The sequence below is a fragment of the Winogradskyella wandonensis genome (assembly GCF_004346845.1).
Lineage (GTDB): Bacteria > Bacteroidota > Bacteroidia > Flavobacteriales > Flavobacteriaceae > Winogradskyella > Winogradskyella wandonensis.
Map to the genome: position 1 here is coordinate 634,690 of NZ_SMGI01000001.1, position 18,330 is coordinate 653,019.

The window sequence follows — 18,330 nt, forward strand, 5'->3', positions numbered from 1 at the left end:
TTATGCGCTAACGCTTAGTTTTTGTCTTAAACTCTCTTTGGCTCTAGAAATTAACGTTCTACAATTGGCGTAAGAAATATTCATGATTTCAGAAATTTCTTCATAATCATAGCCTTCTATAAGATGTAAAGTTAATCCCAGACTGTAATTAGATTTTAGTTGTTTTATGCTATCCAAGATATGTTTTACTTTTTCGTTTTTACTGTCATTTTCTTCAATACCATTAGTATTTTCAACTTTATAAAGCACCGTTTCTAGGTCTACGTTATTTTCTTTTGTTAACCTATTGTATTCTGCAATACTATTATTAATAACAATCCGTTTTAACCATGATCCAAACATGGTTTTGTCTTTTAGCGTATTTAGTTTTTCAAACGCCGTTAAGAACGATTCTTGCATAACATCTTCTGCCTTGTAGCTATCGCGTACAATGCGCAAAGATGTATTATACATGGCTTTATAGTATCGGTTGTAAATCTCTATCTGAGATTTTTGATGACCTTTACAACAAAGCTCTAGTAATTGTTCTATGTCTTGATTGGTTGATAACAAAAACTAATGCTTTTACTTAAAGATGGCTATTATTTTGAAGTGTTACAGTTTTACCAAAAAAAGTTTTAATATCTTCTAATCTAAATGGCATAACTATTGAATTTAGTTAGTTAAGTACGGCTAACCAAAGCTGTAAAACCCTGAAATTTAGGGTAAAGTTAGAAAATGTATAATGAAACAATAGCACATTCTAGAGTTTTTAGTGACAGAATGGCTTAAAATATAATATGGCAAAACGAAAATTTTTAGGGCTTGACAGTTTGTCATTTCAGGATTTTGATGAAAATTCAGAATTAATTCCTTTAATGACACCCGAAGATGAAGAGTTAATAAATAACGAGCTTTTACCAAAATCGCTTCCAATACTTCCACTGCGTAATACGGTTTTATTTCCAGGTGTAGTGATACCAATTACTGCAGGTCGTGACACATCGATAAAGCTTATTAACGATGCAAATAATGGTGGAAAAGTTATCGGAGTGGTATCTCAGAAGGATGAATCGGTAGAAAACCCTACGGAAAAAGATATCTATAAGGTTGGTACGGTGGCTAGAATCTTGAAGGTTTTAAAAATGCCTGATGGAAATACCACGGTTATCATTCAGGGTAAGAAACGTTTTCAGATTGAAGAAGTTGTTTCGGAAACACCTTATTTAACCGCTAATATTTCAGATTTAGCAGAAGCCAAACCAGCAAAAGATAACGAAGAGTTCAAAGCTATTATCGAGTCCATAAAAGACTTGTCTTTAGAGATTATAAAAGAAAGTCCTAACATCCCGACAGAAGCTAGCTTTGCTATAAAGAATATAGAAAGTAGTTCTTTCCTCGTCAATTTTGTGTCGTCGAATATGAATCTTAAAGTTGAAGAGAAACAAGAACTTCTTCAAATTAACGATTTAAAAGAACGTGCGCTTTCTACGTTGAAGTATATGAATCTAGAATATCAGAAGCTGGAGCTTAAAAATGATATTCAGAGCAAGGTTCAGAGCGATATGAATCAGCAACAGCGCGAATATTTCTTACATCAGCAGCTAAAAACCATTCAAGAAGAATTGGGTGGCGGTGTATCGTCGGGAGAAGAGATAGAAGATATGCGCGAGCGGGCAAAAGCCAAGAAGTGGGACGAGAAAGTAAAAGCGCATTTTGAGAAAGAACTTGCAAAAATGCAGCGTATGAATCCTCAGGTTGCTGAGTATTCTATTCAACGTAATTACTTAGACTTGTTTTTGGATTTACCTTGGAATGAGTTTAGCGAGGATAAATTCGATTTAAAGCGTGCGATGAAAATTCTAGACCGTGATCATTTTGGTTTAGACGATGTTAAAAAGCGTATTATAGAGTATTTAGCAGTATTGAAACTGCGTAACGACATGAAATCCCCAATACTTTGTCTCTACGGACCTCCAGGAGTTGGTAAAACCTCTTTAGGTAAGTCTATAGCAGAGGCATTAGGCAGAGAATATGTACGTATTTCTTTAGGTGGTTTGCGTGACGAAGCAGAAATAAGAGGTCACCGTAAAACCTATATTGGCGCCATGCCAGGGCGAATTATTCAGAGTTTAAAAAAAGCTGGTACGTCTAATCCTGTTTTTGTTTTAGATGAAATAGATAAGTTATCAACAGGTAACCAAGGTGATCCGTCTTCGGCAATGTTAGAAGTGTTAGATCCAGAACAGAATAATGAGTTTTATGATAACTTTTTAGAAATGGGTTACGACCTTTCTAAAGTTATGTTTATCGCTACATCTAATAGTCTTAATACCATACAACCAGCATTACGTGATCGTATGGAAATTATAAACGTTACTGGTTATACTATAGAAGAAAAAGTAGAGATTGCAAAACGACACCTTTTGCCTAAGCAGTTAAAAGAACATGGTCTAGACGAAAAAGCTCTAAAAATAGGAAAGCCACAACTCGAAAAAATAGTTGAAGGTTATACTAGAGAATCTGGTGTTCGTGGATTAGAAAAACAAGTAGCGAAAATGGTACGTTATGCGGCCAAGAATATTGCCATGGAAGAAGATTACAACATCAAAGTTTCTAATGAGGATATTGTAGAGATTCTAGGAAGCCCAAGGTTGGAGCGAGATAAATACGAAAACAATAATGTGGCCGGTGTTGTCACAGGACTAGCATGGACTAGAGTAGGAGGCGATATATTATTTATTGAATCTATATTATCGAAGGGCAAAGGAAGCCTAACCATAACAGGTAACCTTGGTAAAGTAATGAAGGAATCTGCAACCATTGCTATGGAATACATAAAATCCAACGCAGATAAGTTTGGTATTAACCCAGAGGTGTTCGATAAGTACAATGTTCATATCCATGTGCCAGAAGGCGCCACACCAAAAGATGGTCCAAGTGCTGGTGTAACTATGTTAACATCTCTAGTGTCTTTATTCACACAAAGAAAAGTAAAGAAAAGTATTGCCATGACTGGCGAAATTACGTTAAGAGGAAAAGTGCTTCCTGTAGGCGGAATTAAAGAAAAGATTTTAGCAGCAAAACGAGCAAAAATTAAAGAGATTTTACTTTGCGAAGACAACAAAAGAGACATCGACGAGATTAAACCAGAATACCTCAAAGGCTTAAAATTCCACTACGTTAAAAATATGGACGAGGTTTTAGAACTAGCAATAACCAAGCAAAAGGTAAAAAATCCAAAAGCACTGTAAACTTAAACCTCAGTAATTATACTGAGGTTTTTACTTTTCAAAAAATAAAAGAATTAGAACTACGTTCTAAGATAGATTTAGTTATTTTGCAGGCTATGATTAAGAGGATTACGGCTCTATTCTTTTTAGGTTTTGCTTCGATATGTTTTGCTCAATTGGGTGGTGAATCTACATATCAATTTCTTAATCTTATCTCTTCACCAAGACAAGCTGCTTTAGGCGGAAAAATAATTACAAATTTCGACCGCGATGTAACAGAAGCACTTTACAATCCTGCTTCAATAAATAGCGATATGCACAATCAAGCAGCCCTTAATATTTCAAATTATTTAGGCGATATTACTTATGGTACAGCGGCATATGCTTATACTTGGGATAGGAGAGTACAGACATTTCACTTTGGTGTAACGTATATTAATTATGGCGAGTTCGACGGACGAGACCTCAATGGCATTGCAACTGGTACATTTAAGGGTAACGAAGTTGCTTTATCTTTTGGGTATAATTATAACATCCCATTTACAGATTTTTATGTTGGTGCTAATGCCAAAATTATAACTTCGCAATTAGAGCAATACAATTCCATCGGTGGTGCCGTAGATTTAGGAGTTATGTATATTAACGAAAAACTCGATTTTCATGCGGCATTAACAGTAAGAAATGTAGGTACACAATTTAAAACTTATAACGAGCTTAACGAAAGACTGCCTTTAGAGATTAACTTTGGAATGTCTCAAACGCTAGAATACATTCCGTTAAGATGGCATTTAACATTAGAAAATTTGCAAGAATGGCCTATTGGTGTTTCTAATCCGGCGCGGGCTACAACCGATTTAAACGGCAACCAAACCGAAGAAAAAGTTGGCTTTCTAAACAATACGCTTCGTCATTTAATATTGGGAGCAGAACTGTGGCCAGACAGAGGCTTCAATCTAAGAATGGGTTATAACTTTAGACGTGCTGAAGAATTACGTATTTTAGATCAAAGAAACTTTTCAGGCTTATCTTTTGGTGTAGGTTTAAAAATAAATAAAATGAAGTTTAGCTACACCCATGCAAGATATACAGCGTCTGCAAATACAAGTTTTTTTGGGCTTCAAATAGATTTAAATTAATACTGAAATATTCCCGAGACGTCGGGACAGCATAAAATGAAAAAAATAATCATTGCCATAGACGGTTTTTCTTCAACCGGAAAAAGTACAATAGCCAAAAAGCTTGCAGATAACCTTGGCTATATTTATGTCGATACGGGTGCAATGTATCGTTCGGTTGCATTGTATGCACTTCAAAACGATTGTATTGTTAATGAAGAAGTAGATGAAGAAAAATTGATTTCAGAATTAGATAGCATTAAAATTTATTTTAAATACAATCCACAACTCGGATTTGCAGAAGTCTTTTTGAACGATGAAAATGTAGAGTCGGAAATTAGAACCCTAGAGGTTTCTAAATATGTAAGCCCTGTAGCAACAATTTCAGAGGTTAGAAAAAAGCTTGTAGAGCAGCAGCAAGAAATGGGCAAAGACAAGGGTATTGTTATGGATGGTCGTGATATCGGTACGGTTGTGTTCCCTGATGCAGAGCTAAAAATATTTATGACAGCTTCTGCAGAAACTAGAGCAGAACGGCGTTATAAAGAATTACGCGATAGAGGCGACAGTATTACGTTTGATGAGGTTTTGGATAATGTGGTTACTCGAGACAGAATAGATACAAGCCGAGAGGATTCTCCCTTAGTAAAAGCCAAAGATGCTATTGAGTTCGATAATTCTAAAATGACAATAGACCAGCAATTAAATGCAATTAAAGAACTGGTAAAGGAAAAACTAAACTAAAAAGGCGCCTAATTTAGGCGCCTTTTTTAATCTTAAAATTCATCCTATAAATTAGGAATGATTAATTCTTGGTCTGGATGAATGACATCTGGATTCTTAAGAATGTCCGTGTTTGCTGCAAATATTTCCTTGTATTTCATAGCATCGCCATAGTAGTGCTTAGCAATTTTCCCTAAAGTTTCACCAGACGATACCGTGTGTCTAGCGTAAACAGAATCGTCTTCAACTTTAATATCTGCCATTATATCACTTGGATTATCACCTCCAATTTCTTTAATCTTATTCCACAACACATCTTTCTCGTATTGCGTGCTTGCAGTTCCCCAAACTTTTAATTTTCCGTCAGCTTCTTCTACTTTTCCGTCTTTAATGTTTAATTTTTCTCCTAAGTCAAGTACTTCTTGATATTTTGCTCTCATTTTTAAATGTATTTAAGTTAATAATTATCGACTTCAGTTTAAGTAATTCCTACTAAAAATGCTCTAAAAAGCTTTAAAAATTTAAAACACTAAATTTTAGGTAATTACTTAGTTTATTTGTATTTTTGCGCTCCTTTTGGCGATTAGTAGGAAGACAAAAGACAATATAAAAATTTATTTTAACACTTCTATGTGTTTATCGCATAAATTTTCCTACAACGCATAGAATACAAATTATTATCAGCAATGGCTGAAAACAAAACAAAAGACGCTGAGGTAGCAGTAGAGGCAACCGAAGCAAAAGCTAAGCAAGCACCTGTAGTATCTGAAGCTCAGGCTAACCCAGAAAAATTCTTAAAGGAGTTTGATTGGCACAATTACGAAGAAGGTATTGAGCAAGTTGCAGATTCTAAATTAGAAGAATTTGAAAAGCTAGTATCAGAAAATTTCGTAGACACATTAGATGACGAAGTTGTAGAAGGAACTGTAATTGCAATTACAGATCGTGATGCAATTATAGACATCAACGCTAAATCTGAAGGTGTAATATCTCTTAACGAGTTTCGTTACAACCCAAACTTAGCAGTAGGCGATAAAGTAGAAGTATTAATCGATGTTCGCGAAGATGCAACAGGACAATTAGTATTATCTCACAGAAAAGCTCGTGTAATCAAAGCATGGGATCGTGTGATTAACGCTCACGAGACTGGAGAAATCGTGAATGGTTTTGTAAAATGCAGAACTAAAGGTGGTATGATTGTCGATGTATTTGGTATCGAAGCATTCTTGCCAGGTTCTCAAATTGATGTAAAACCAATTAGAGATTACGATCAGTACGTAAATAAAACAATGGAATTTAAAGTGGTAAAAATCAACCACGAATTTAAAAATATTGTTGTTTCTCATAAAGCGCTTATCGAGGCTGATATCGAAGAGCAGAAGAAAGAAATCATTGGCCAACTAGAAAAAGGACAAGTATTAGAGGGTGTTGTTAAAAACATTACGTCTTACGGTGTGTTCATTGATTTAGGCGGTGTTGATGGTTTAGTTCATATTACAGACCTTTCTTGGTCACGTATTAACCATCCAAATGAGATAGTTGAATTAGATCAGAAACTTAATGTTGTAATCCTTGATTTTGATGAAGATAAATCAAGAATCCAATTAGGTCTTAAGCAGTTATCTAAGCATCCATGGGAAGCTTTAGCAGAAGACGTAAAAGTTGGAGATAAAGTTAAAGGTAAAGTTGTTGTAATTGCAGATTACGGTGCGTTTATTGAAGTTGCTGATGGTGTAGAAGGATTGGTTCACGTTTCTGAAATGTCATGGTCTACACACTTGCGTTCGGCTCAAGATTTCGTATCTGTAGGAGACGAGATTGAAGCTGTTATCTTAACATTAGATAGAGAAGATCGTAAAATGTCACTTGGTATTAAGCAATTAACACCAGACCCATGGACAGATATTACAACTAAATATCCTGTAGGTTCTAGGCACACGGGAATCGTACGTAACTTTACAAACTTTGGAGTATTTGTAGAATTAGAAGAAGGTATCGACGGATTAATTTATATCTCTGATTTATCTTGGACTAAGAAAATTAAGCATCCAAGCGAGTTCTGTAACGTAGGTGACAAATTAGATGTAGTTGTATTAGAATTAGACGTAGAAGGACGCAAATTATCTTTAGGTCACAAACAGACTGAAGAAAATCCTTGGGATAAATACGAGACTGAGTTTGCTCTAGATACGGTACACAAAGCTACGATTTCTGAAATCGTTGATAAAGGTGCAACTGTAGAGTTTAACGAGGATATCGTTGCTTTTGTTCCACAACGTCACTTAGAAAAAGAAGACGGTTCTAAATTAAAGAAAGGTGAAGAAGCAGAATTCAAAATCATTGAGTTCAATAAAGAATTCAAAAGAGTTGTAGCTTCTCATACTGCTGTATTTAGAGAAGAAGAAGCAAAAATTGTAAAGCAAGCTGTACGTAAAGCAGAAGCTCAAGCAGCGGAGGCTAAGCCTACCTTAGGCGATGCTAACGACGCATTACAAGCGCTTAAAGATAAAATGGACGGTAAGAAGTAATTCTTCCAGATTTTATAACTATTTAAAAGCCTCTCATTTTTTGAGAGGCTTTTTTTTTGCATCAATTTTATGGTTTGCTACTCAACTTTTTTAGTTTAACTTTGTCATCCAAATACGTTTGGAAGTTTTATGAGTCAGAGAGTATTACTTAATTCTAAAGAAGTAAACATTATCCTTCACCGATTGGCTTGTCAACTTATTGAAAACCACAACGATTTTTCAAACACCGCATTAATTGGTTTACAGCCAAGAGGTAAATTTTTAGCTAGCCGTTTGGCAAAAATTCTAAAAGAAGACTATAAAATAAAGAACCTTAACTATGGTGATTTAGACATCACGTTTTTTAGAGACGATTTCCGAAGAGGCGATAAACCTTTGGAAGCCAACCAAACAAATATCAATTTTATTGTTGAAGATAAAAATGTAGTTTTTGTAGATGATGTATTATATACTGGACGTAGTATAAGAGCAGCGCTAACCGCTATTCAGTCTTTTGGAAGACCAAACCATATAGAATTACTAACATTAATAGACAGACGTTTTAGTCGTCATTTACCCATTCAACCAGATTATCGTGGCAGACAGGTAGATGCCATAAATAAAGAAAAAGTGATAGTAAACTGGAAAGAGAATGAAGGCGAAGATGTGGTTTACTTGATAAATAAATAAAGCATGAGCGAATTAAGTGTTAATCACTTACTAGGAATTAAATATCTGAATAAGGCAGATATTAAACTTATTTTTGAAACCGCCGACCAATTTAAAGAGGTGATTAATCGCCCTATAAAAAAGGTACCTTCATTAAGAGATATCACGATTGCAAATTTATTTTTCGAAAATTCTACGCGCACTAAATTATCTTTTGAGCTTGCCGAAAAGCGACTTTCAGCAGATGTTATTAATTTTTCAGCAGCACAATCCTCAGTAAAAAAAGGAGAGACTTTAATAGATACGGTAAATAATATTTTATCCATGAAAGTCGATATGGTGGTCATGCGTCATCCAAGTCCTGGTGCTGGTATCTTTCTATCTAAACATATAAATGCCAGCATAGTTAATGCCGGAGACGGTGCTCACGAGCACCCTACGCAAGCCTTGTTAGATTCTTATTCCATAAGAGAAGCTTTGGGTAGTGTAAAAGATAAAAATGTGGTTATCGTTGGCGATATTTTGCACAGTCGCGTAGCCTTATCTAATATTTATGCGCTTAAATTACAAGGCGCTAATGTTATGGTCTGTGGGCCAAAAACCTTGCTTCCTAAGTATATTAAAGATTTGGGCGTAGAGGTAGAAACAAATCTTAGAAAAGCTTTAAACTGGTGTGACGTAGCTAATATGTTGCGTGTCCAAAACGAGAGAATGGACATTAGCTATTTTCCATCGACAAGAGAATATGCCCAACAATTTGGAATAAACAAAACACTCTTAGACAGCTTAGATAAGAAAATTACTATAATGCATCCAGGCCCAATTAACAGAGGTGTAGAGATAACAAGTGATGTTGCGGACTCTAATCAGTCCATTATATTAAATCAGGTAGAAAACGGTGTCGCTATTCGTATGGCAGTAATATATTTATTGGCTTCAAAAATTAGAAAATAGATTATGATATTCGACAAAGACGGAAACATAACAATCATAACACAAGAAAAGGCTTCAGTAAAAACCTTAGTTAATAATATAGAACAGGTTTATGAAAAGTATAAGAATGGACATATCATAGTAAATCTGTCTAGTTTAGATAAGATTTCATTGGAAGACATTATTGAGTTTTTGCGTATTAGTAATACACATCGAGGTGATAAAAAGTCTTTTGTTATTGTTACAGATAATGTAGATTTGGATATGATGCCAGACGAATTATGTGTCGTACCAACACTACATGAGGCTTACGATATTATAGAAATGGAAGACATAGAGCGCGATTTAGGATTTTAGTACTTATATGAAACTGAATATTTTAGGGTGCTATAGCGCTACACCACGGACATTTACAAATCCAACGTCTCAGGTTTTAGAACTGCGTAATCATTTATTTTTAATTGATTGTGGTGAGGGTACACAAGTGCAGCTTCGAAAAAATAGAGTTAAGTTTTCCCGGATAAAGCATATATTCATTTCTCACCTTCATGGGGATCATTATTTTGGTTTGGTTGGTCTAATTTCTACGTTTAGACTTTTAAAACGTGAGGCAGACCTTCATATTTACGGTCCAAAAGGACTTAAAGACGTTATTACGCTTCAGATGAAGCTGTCTGACTCTTGGACGAATTACAACCTTTATTTCCACGAATTAACCTCCAAAGACTCCGAATTAATTTTTGAAGACGATAAGGTAGAGGTTCATACCATTCCGCTTCAGCATCGTGTGTACACTAACGGATTTTTATTCAAAGAAAAAGAGGGCGAACGAAAATTAGATATGGCAGCTGTTTTAAATGCCGATATCGATGTAGCCTACTATAGAAAGCTTAAGCAAGGATTTGATGTCGAAAATAAAAAAGGCATAGTAATTAAAAACGAATCTGTGACCTTGCCGCCAAGTCCTCCTAAGAGTTATGCATTTTGCAGTGATACGGCTTATGACGAGGCTAAAATTCCTATTATTAAAGATGTCGATGTCCTTTATCACGAATCTACATTTTTAGAAAAAAATGAAAATCTGTGCGAACCAACGAAGCATAGCTCGGCCAAACAGGCTGCAACAATAGCTAAGAAAGCCAATGTAGGTACATTAATTTTAGGACATTACTCTACACGTTACGACGATATTAATCTATTTAAAGAAGAGGCTCAGACTATTTTTAAAAATGTAGAACTGGCTGACGATGGTAAGGTGTTTGAGTTTTAAAAAGTAGCCTAAAAAATTATAGTTTTTTAAGGTTTCTTGCCTGTCTAAATCCATTAAATTTGTAAAAAAGCACATAGATGGAGAAAGATTTAAGTAATTACCGTAAATCCTACGAAAAAGGAGAACTTTTAGTAGAAAATGTTTCAGAAAATCCTATAGAACTTTTTAGAGATTGGTTCTTAGAAGTTGACCAACATTTTAATCAAGGCGAAACTAACGCTATGACCATTTCTACCTTAGGTCTTGATGGTTATCCAAAGAGTAGAGTAGTGCTTCTTAAAAAATACACGCACGAAGGTTTTATTTTCTATACCAATTACGAGAGCGAAAAAGGAAAAGCTATTTTGGCTAATCCAAACGTTTGTTTATCATTTTTCTGGCCAGCTGCAGAACGACAAATTATAATTAAAGGTAAGGCGGAAAAAATTTCGGAAAACTTAAGTGATGGTTATTTTGAATCTAGGCCACGTGGCAGTCAATTAGGTGCGTTAGTGTCTAATCAAAGTAGTGTGATAGAAAGTAGAGCTATTTTAGAAGAGCGTTTAAAAACTTTAGAATCTAATTATGAAGGTAAAGAGATTAAACGACCAGACTATTGGGGAGGTTTTATTGTAAAGCCTGTGGAATTAGAGTTTTGGCAAGGTCGTCCCAACCGCTTACACGATAGATTACGATATCAATTGCAAGACAATTACGTTTGGAAATTAGAGCGTTTAGCGCCTTAGCTTTTTTTTAATTACCGTTAAAATGCATTATTAGACGATTAAATACATTGTAAAAGACTATAAAAACGACAAAAAACATATAAAATCGATGAAATACATGTTTTTCATCGATTTTAACATTTTATTAACACTTGTTTTTAAAGTAGGTATATACTTTAGTAATCCCAAACCTAAAATACCTACTTATGAAAGTTTCTACACTAATGCCTGTATTGGCAATTTGTGCCCTTTTAAGCTTTACATCTTGCTCTACAGAAAGTATGAACGAGGAAGAAGTTTTGACTATCGATTTAGCAACACCTCCGCAAGCTAAACCTTTAGAAATAGAGGTTTTAGAATTAATAAATAATTACCGCATAAGTAACGGTTTTAGTGCTTTATCTAATAATGGTACGGTTAAAGCAGTAGCATATACACACTCAGATTATATGAGAATTTCTAACGAAGTTTCTCATCATAATTTTTATGTCAGAAAGCAAAGTCTGCAAGAAAATGAAAATGCTCAAGTCGTATCTGAAAATGTAGCATTTGGTTACACGAATGCACAGTCTGTGGTCAATGCATGGATTAATAGTCCAGGACACAGAAGCAATATTGAAGGTGATTTTACGCATTTTGATATTTCAGCCGAACAAGATGAAAATGGTGATTGGTATTACACAAACATATTTATAAAGAGATAATTATTAGTGAGTTTTAATTATGTACTTATAGGACCGCATTTATGCGGTCTTTTTTTATGAGATAAGTTTGGCGCTTTACTTATTTATAGAATTTGTTCTCTACTTAATAAATTAATTCTATAAGGCTTACAATTGACCAATTTAAATCATAAAAAAAGCTCAGCATTAAACTGAGCTTTTAAAGTATAAAAATATCTGTTGTTTATTCTTTCAGAATATAGAAGTACGAACGTCTATTAACTTGGTGTTCTTCTTTAGAGCATTTAACGCCGTTAGAGCATCTGTTAAGGAGTTGCGATTCTCCATAGCCTATAGCGCTTTCTATACGGCTGGCATCGATACCACGCGATATGATGTAATCTCTAGTTGATTTAGCACGTCTGTCCGATAAGCGCATGTTGTAACGCTCACCACCACGGCTATCGGTATGTGATTCTATTTTAATCACCATTGTAGGATGCTTACGCATAACATCGACAATATTTTCTAATTCAAACTGTGCATCAGTTCTGATGTTCCATTTATCAAAATCGAAGAAAATAGGGTTAATAACAATTTGATTGTCTTGAATAAGTGGTGTTAGCACTAAATCAGCAATGTTTACTTTATCCTTCTCATCGCTAGTGGTTACGGTTTTCTGGTCGTCTTTGTAATCGTCTTTGCTGCCAACAACCGTGTATGGTTTTTGGCAAAGCAGATTAGGGAATTGGTATTTACCATCAACGTCTGTTAACTTTTCGGCAATAACCTTTCCGCTTTCATCAATGAGTCTTACAGTAGCTTGCGGAATGATTTCGTTAGTAAGTTCGTCCCTAACGACCCCTTCAATGGTTTGCTCACAGAGATAGGTATTAAAGGTGTAGATATCGTCACTACCTTTTCCGCCTTCGCGATTAGAAGAGAGATAACCTTGTTGGGTATCTGCATTAAAGACATAGGCAAAGTCATCAAAGCTAGAGTTAAACGGTTCACCAATATTTACACTTTCAGCATCAGGGTCATTAATGATATCGGATTTAAAAATATCTAAGAGTCCGTAATTAACAAATCCATCAGTAGAGTAGTAGAGTGTACTGTCTTTTGCCACAAAAGGAAATGTATCCCGACCAGCAGTATTGATTTTAGAGCCTAGATTACGAGGCTCGGAGAAGGAGCCGTCGTCATTGATGTCTACAACATACAAATCCGATTCGCCATAACCACCTTCACGGTCTGACGCAAAGTATAGTTTCTTTTCATCAGGGCTTAGCGCAGGATGAGCGGTGGAGTAGCGTTCTAGATTAAAGGGTAGTAACTCAAGGTCTGTCCATTGGTTGGTTTCTTCGTCTAGAGTAGCTCTAAAGAGCTCTAGGTGTGTTGTTCCTTTTCTATCGTAATCTAATCGGTCTCTTTTGGTAAGATTATCTCTAGTGAAATACATTGTTTTTCCATCGCTAGTAATAGCCACGGACGACTCGTGATAGTTAGAGTTAATTCTATCGCCAGGTACCTTTTTAGAGGCCCCAAATGTAGGTGTTTCTGTAGCATCGTTTACCTCGATTTGGTAGATGTCTAAGAATGGCTCTTTATTCCAGTCGTAGAGTTTAGAAGACGCATCTCTAGCAGAAGCAAAATAGAGGGTATTGTCTTTTATGAAAGACCCAAAGTCTGATTTGTCTGTATTAAAGTCTACGTTGTAAAGTTTTACAATACGTCTATCATCGACTTGTTCAGAGATTTTATAGATGTCAAAATTGTCTTGAATGTATTTTTTGGCATCAACATCACTGTTTTGTTTTTCTCTAAGTTTATCTACCCAAGTTTCAGCCTTTTGATAGTCTTTAATACTAACGAGCGATTGGATGTATTTAAAGAGGTATTCCGAATCAATTTCAGTTTCGTACTTATTAACGGCTAGGCCGTACCAAAAAGCCGATTCTTCAGTCTGTGTATTGTTGTAGTACGCGTCTCCAAGTCTAGTAAGTACTCGCAACGAGCTATCGCCATCTTTAACGACTTCTTTATAAAGTTCAATAGCTTTAATGTAGCTATAGCTTTTAAAGAATTTATCGGCTAACTTCAACTGAGCAAAGCTTGAAGAAAAACAAAGTGTAAATAATATAAGGATAAGTCTTGTTTTCATATTAAACTGCATTTTTAGAAGTACCTAGGAGATTTAATTCTACGGCTTTTAAATACTTCAAACATTAGTAGTACTTCGTGAGTACCGTTATTAAAAGCTCTAAGTCCGCTATTGTTTAGTTCTTGTTCGTACGCATAACCGATTCTCAATTGTTTAGAGACTTGAAAATCTATAATTCCGCCCAGTGCATTGGTTTGCTCATTGACACGGTAACCTCCGCCAATCCAGAATTTTTCGTTGAATAGGAAGTTTGCCGATATATCGAAGGATAGTGGCGCACCATTAGTAGCCTTTAACAAAGCCGAAGGTTTTAGCTTCACATTATCAGATAAATCAAAGACATAGCCGCCAGTAAAGTAATAGCTCACGCGCTCAAGGGCTTCGAAAGTGCCTTCTCCGGTGTACTCATTATTAAGTATTCTAGGCGCTGAGAGCCCTACGTACCATCTGTCGCTGTGCCAGTAAAGACCAGCGCCGACATTAAAATCGAGACGGTCTTCATATCCAAAAATGAGATTATCAGGTTGTCCGGTAACAGGATCAGGAGCACCAGAGGCTACAAAATCACCATCTAGATTATAGGCGGTAACTCCGCCTTTAAGACCAAAGGCTAATTTAGACTTTGTTCCAGTTCTAATGGTATACGAAAAGTCACCATAGACATACTGAAAGTTTTCAAAACCAAGCTCGTCATTAATCACAGAGATTCCAAGTCCGATTTTCTCATTTTTTAACGGCGCGTGTACAGATAGGGTTTGTGTTTGGGGCGCACCTTCTATCCCTACCCATTGGCTTCTGTGTAGTCCTACAGCACTTAAAGTTTCTCTAGACCCTGCATAGGCTGGATTTATAGAAATAGTGTTAAACATATACTGTGTAAACTGCGGAAGCTGCTGAGCAAAGACTACTGATGTTATCAGTAACATAAATACAATGCCGTAAAATTTATTTAACTTCATAGGTTTCAGTTTTATACTTTAAAAAAATTACTTATCAGTGACTACATATAATGGACCAACGAATGGTTCTAGTCCACTGTTTATTAGCGTTACAACATAGTAGTATGTTCCTGTAGGGATAGTATTTGCACTACCCAAAGACGCATTATTCACTTGTCCACTCCAATTGTTTTGGTAATTATTATTTTTGTAAACGAGAGCGCCCCATCTGTTAAAGATTTGCACTTCAATAACAAAGCCACATTGTTCAATACCCGCAACTTGGAAAGAATCATTAACGCCATCACCATTTGCCGTAATAGTCTGAGATATTCTTACATCTTCGGCACCACATGGTAATACCACACAATCGTCATTTATAAAGACATTTACGTCTGTTTGGCTTGGACACGTTCCTACTAAAGAGTATCTAAAGGTGTATGTTTCACCTACAACAGCACCGTTTTCAGGATTAAATAAGCTACCGTTAAGGGTAATGCCATTGCCAAATACAATTGACCAAATTCCACTAGTATCAACGTCACCTTGTAAGAAATCAAATAAATCAATCTCACCATCGTCAATACATCTATCACCGTCTAGAGTACTAATTGTTAATGCAGTCACATTAATAGTTTGAGTGAAAATACTGATGTTACCACATCCATCATCAACAGTCCAATCTCTGATAATAACATAGTCATTACTGTTTGAAGCAAAGTTAATTGCTTCATTAAATTCTACAGTAACATCCGATGAGCAGTTATCCTCGAACTCTAAATCTGGAATTTCCGGAATAGCGTCACACACAACCGAAATATTTTCAATAAAATTAGGTGTAATCAATACAGGAGCAGTAGTGTCTACGACAGAAATTGTTTGGTCTAGAGACACTGAATTTCCAGTGCAATCCGTAGCCGTCCATGTTCTAATTATAGTATAGTTGTTTGCGCAATCTCCATCGTTAATTACGTCACTAAAGGTAATAGTTATGTTATCATCACAACTATCAGTCGCAGTTGCTGTACCATTAGTGTTAGGTGATTCGTCTTCAGTACATTCTATGGTTACGTCTGCAGGAATAGTTAATACAGGCGCAGTTGTATCAATATACGTTAAGGTTTGTGAAACAGGCGCACTGACGTTACCTGCACAATCAGTAGCTGTCCAAGTACGAGTTACGGCAAGTAATCCACAATTATCAGCGACTTCAGAATCTACGAAACTAATGGTTGGTTCACTATTTGCAGCCGAGCAAGAATCAGAAGCAGTAGGTGCAGTGAAGACTAAATCTTCAGGACATTCTACATTGGCATCTTGACCTTGTCCAGAAAGGACAGGCGCAGTTGTATCAATATAGGTTAAAGTTTGCGACACAGGCGCACTGACGTTACCTGCACAATCAGTAGCTGTCCAAGTACGAGTTACGGCAAGTAATCCACAATTATCAATAGCTTCAGAATCTACGAAACTAATGGTCGGTTCACTATTTGCAGCCGAGCAAGAATCAGAAGCAGTAGGTGCAGTGAAGACTAAATCTTCAGGACATTCTACATTGGCATCTAGACCTTGTCCAGAAAGCACAGGTGCAGTTGTATCAATATAGGTTAAAGTTTGCGACACAGGTGCACTGACGTTACCAGCACAATCGGTAGCTGTCCAAGTACGAGTTACGGCAAGTAATCCACAATCATCAATAGCTTCAGAATCTACGAAACTAATGGTCGGTTCACTATTTGCAGCCGAGCAAGAATCAGAAGCAGTAGGTGCAGTGAAGACTAAATCTTCAGGACATTCTACATTGGCATCTTGACCTTGTTCAGAAAGGACAGGCGCAGTTGTATCTTCAATTTCAAATGTGGCGCTAGTTGAGATACTATTATCACATTCATCTGTAGCTGTAAATACAACAACTGCACTTCCAGTTTGTCCACAATTACCGCTTAAAGAAACAAAATTATTCGTCCAGGTTACAACACCACAAAGGTCTGAGGCATCAGCTCCACCGTGATTATTTAACCATGTATTTAAATCATTTAGATTTCCTTGACCATCACATTCAACTGTCAGATTAGATGCTTGGGTAGTAATTGTAGGAGGTGTGGTATCAACGACTGTTATTATTTGTGTTCCATTTGTTTCATTTCCACATCCGTCAGTTGCAGTCCATGTTCTTGTAATAGTTTTTGTATTACCACAAGCATCTGAAACGCTATCAGATTCGGTAATAGTTACAGCACTACAATCGTCCAATCCAGTTGCAATTCCTGTATTAAGGCTTGATTCATCTTCACTACATTCTATTGTAATATCTGAAGGCACATTTAGGGTTGGAGGTGTTGTATCTTGAATAAAATATGTCGCTGTTGTTGTTGATGTATTGCCACAACTATCAGTCGCCGTAAATGTAACATCAATTCCAATCTGAGGGTCACATTGAATATTGTTATTCTGATTATAATCGTTTGACCACGTTACAGAACCACAATTATCAGAAGCTTGAGCATTTCCATTATTATTTAACCATTCTTCTAGAGTTTGACCTTGAGTCTGGTTGGCGGAACACTCAATAAAAATATTTGTCGCTTGGGTATCTATTGTTGGAGATGTTGTATCATCAATTGTTATTACTTGAATATCGTTAGAAGTATTTCCAGAAGAATCTGTAACTGTAAAGGTTCGAGTTACCACCCAAGGGCAACTACCATTAGTAATATCTTGATAACTCACAGTGAAATCACAAGCTTCAATTACTGAAAAATTATAAACGCTTTCTTGTCCAGTTATGTCGACAGGAATTTCGCTATAATCTGGTAATGCATCAATTACTGAACATGCTTCAATATTTGCAGACATTGGAGCGTCAATTATAGGAATTTCATTATCAACAACTGTTACCGTAAAACTACATGTTGATACATTTCCAGCGCCATCTACGACTTCAAAAACATTAGTTGTAGTTCCTAATGGAAACGCATTGCCTGAAGCAATTCCAGATATTAATATAGTATCGGTACCAGAACAATTATCAGTACTTACAGGAGTATCGTAAATGACGATAGCGGAACACTGTCCAGCATCGGTAGGTACATCAATAATATCAGAAGGACATGTAATTGAAGGCGATTGTGCATCATTAATAGTGACAGTAAATGAGCAGTTGGTCGAAGTACCTGCAGCGTCCGTTACAGTATAAGTTACCGTCGTTGTACCAACAGGGAATGTATCACCAGGGTTATGTGTACTAGAGACAGAAAAACCAGGACAGTTATCATTGCCCGTAGGCGCCATCCAATTCACTACAGCATCACAACTATCAAGGTCATTGCTAACGACAATATCCGCAGGACAATCGATAGTAGGCGGTTCATTATCCGTTACTACAACATTGAAAGAGCATTCTGCAGTTAGACCAGCAGTATCGGTTACCTCA

At 36.2% G+C, this 18,330-nt stretch carries 15 protein-coding genes; 10 read left to right on the forward strand and 5 right to left on the reverse strand.

Annotation, left to right across the window (positions count from 1 at the left end; genetic code table 11):
* Positions 1–552 carry an RNA polymerase sigma factor gene (locus DFQ05_RS02950; RefSeq protein ID WP_132703416.1) on the reverse strand — a complete coding sequence of 184 codons (552 nt, stop codon included), beginning with the start codon at positions 550–552 and terminating at the stop codon, positions 1–3.
* 227 nt (positions 553–779) lie between these two features.
* Between DFQ05_RS02950 and lon the strand changes: the two genes are divergently transcribed.
* From lon to cmk, 3 genes are all read left to right on the forward strand, one after another.
* Positions 780–3,233, forward strand: a complete 2,454-nt coding sequence (lon, locus tag DFQ05_RS02955; protein ID WP_132703418.1) for an endopeptidase La — start codon at positions 780–782, stop codon at positions 3,231–3,233.
* Positions 3,234–3,328: 95 nt separating this feature from the next.
* On the forward strand, positions 3,329–4,348 hold the full coding sequence (gene porQ, locus DFQ05_RS02960) for a type IX secretion system protein PorQ (protein WP_132703420.1): 1,020 nt from the start codon (positions 3,329–3,331) through the stop codon (positions 4,346–4,348).
* 36 nt (positions 4,349–4,384) lie between these two features.
* Positions 4,385–5,071, forward strand: coding sequence for a (d)CMP kinase (gene cmk / locus DFQ05_RS02965; protein WP_132703422.1), 687 nt, complete (start codon positions 4,385–4,387; stop codon positions 5,069–5,071).
* Positions 5,072–5,115: 44 nt separating this feature from the next.
* Here cmk and DFQ05_RS02970 read toward each other — a convergent pair whose 3' ends face one another.
* On the reverse strand, positions 5,116–5,490 hold the full coding sequence (locus tag DFQ05_RS02970; RefSeq protein WP_132703424.1) for a LysM peptidoglycan-binding domain-containing protein: 375 nt from the start codon (positions 5,488–5,490) through the stop codon (positions 5,116–5,118).
* A gap of 246 nt (positions 5,491–5,736) precedes the next feature.
* Between DFQ05_RS02970 and rpsA the strand changes: the two genes are divergently transcribed.
* From rpsA to DFQ05_RS03005, 7 genes are all read left to right on the forward strand, one after another.
* Positions 5,737–7,578, forward strand: coding sequence for a 30S ribosomal protein S1 (gene rpsA / locus DFQ05_RS02975; protein WP_132703426.1), 1,842 nt, complete (start codon positions 5,737–5,739; stop codon positions 7,576–7,578).
* 129 nt (positions 7,579–7,707) lie between these two features.
* On the forward strand, positions 7,708–8,247 hold the full coding sequence (gene pyrR / locus DFQ05_RS02980) for a bifunctional pyr operon transcriptional regulator/uracil phosphoribosyltransferase PyrR (RefSeq protein ID WP_132703428.1): 540 nt from the start codon (positions 7,708–7,710) through the stop codon (positions 8,245–8,247).
* Positions 8,248–8,250: 3 nt separating this feature from the next.
* Positions 8,251–9,180, forward strand: a complete 930-nt coding sequence (locus DFQ05_RS02985) for an aspartate carbamoyltransferase catalytic subunit (RefSeq protein WP_132703430.1) — start codon at positions 8,251–8,253, stop codon at positions 9,178–9,180.
* A gap of 3 nt (positions 9,181–9,183) precedes the next feature.
* Entirely contained in the window at positions 9,184–9,516 is a 333-nt protein-coding gene (locus tag DFQ05_RS02990) for a ribonuclease Z (RefSeq protein WP_132703432.1), read from the forward strand.
* 7 nt (positions 9,517–9,523) lie between these two features.
* A complete protein-coding gene (locus DFQ05_RS02995; RefSeq protein WP_132703434.1) occupies positions 9,524–10,429 on the forward strand; it encodes a ribonuclease Z in 906 nt (301 codons plus the stop codon).
* 77 nt (positions 10,430–10,506) lie between these two features.
* On the forward strand, positions 10,507–11,154 hold the full coding sequence (gene pdxH, locus DFQ05_RS03000; RefSeq protein WP_132703436.1) for a pyridoxamine 5'-phosphate oxidase: 648 nt from the start codon (positions 10,507–10,509) through the stop codon (positions 11,152–11,154).
* A gap of 185 nt (positions 11,155–11,339) precedes the next feature.
* Positions 11,340–11,837, forward strand: a complete 498-nt coding sequence (locus DFQ05_RS03005; protein WP_132703438.1) for a CAP domain-containing protein — start codon at positions 11,340–11,342, stop codon at positions 11,835–11,837.
* A 202-nt stretch (positions 11,838–12,039) separates the two neighbouring features.
* Here the strand turns inward: DFQ05_RS03005 and DFQ05_RS03010 are convergent, their stop codons facing one another.
* From DFQ05_RS03010 to DFQ05_RS03020, 3 genes are all read right to left on the reverse strand, one after another.
* Positions 12,040–13,959 (reverse strand): OmpA family protein, encoded by a 1,920-nt coding sequence (locus tag DFQ05_RS03010; RefSeq protein ID WP_132703440.1) that lies wholly within the window; start codon positions 13,957–13,959, stop codon positions 12,040–12,042.
* Between the two features lie 14 nt (positions 13,960–13,973).
* Positions 13,974–14,918, reverse strand: a complete 945-nt coding sequence (locus DFQ05_RS03015; protein WP_132703442.1) for a PorP/SprF family type IX secretion system membrane protein — start codon at positions 14,916–14,918, stop codon at positions 13,974–13,976.
* 27 nt (positions 14,919–14,945) lie between these two features.
* A partial coding sequence (locus DFQ05_RS03020; protein ID WP_158281888.1) for an HYR-like domain-containing protein occupies positions 14,946–18,330 on the reverse strand: 3,385 nt, incomplete at its 5' end.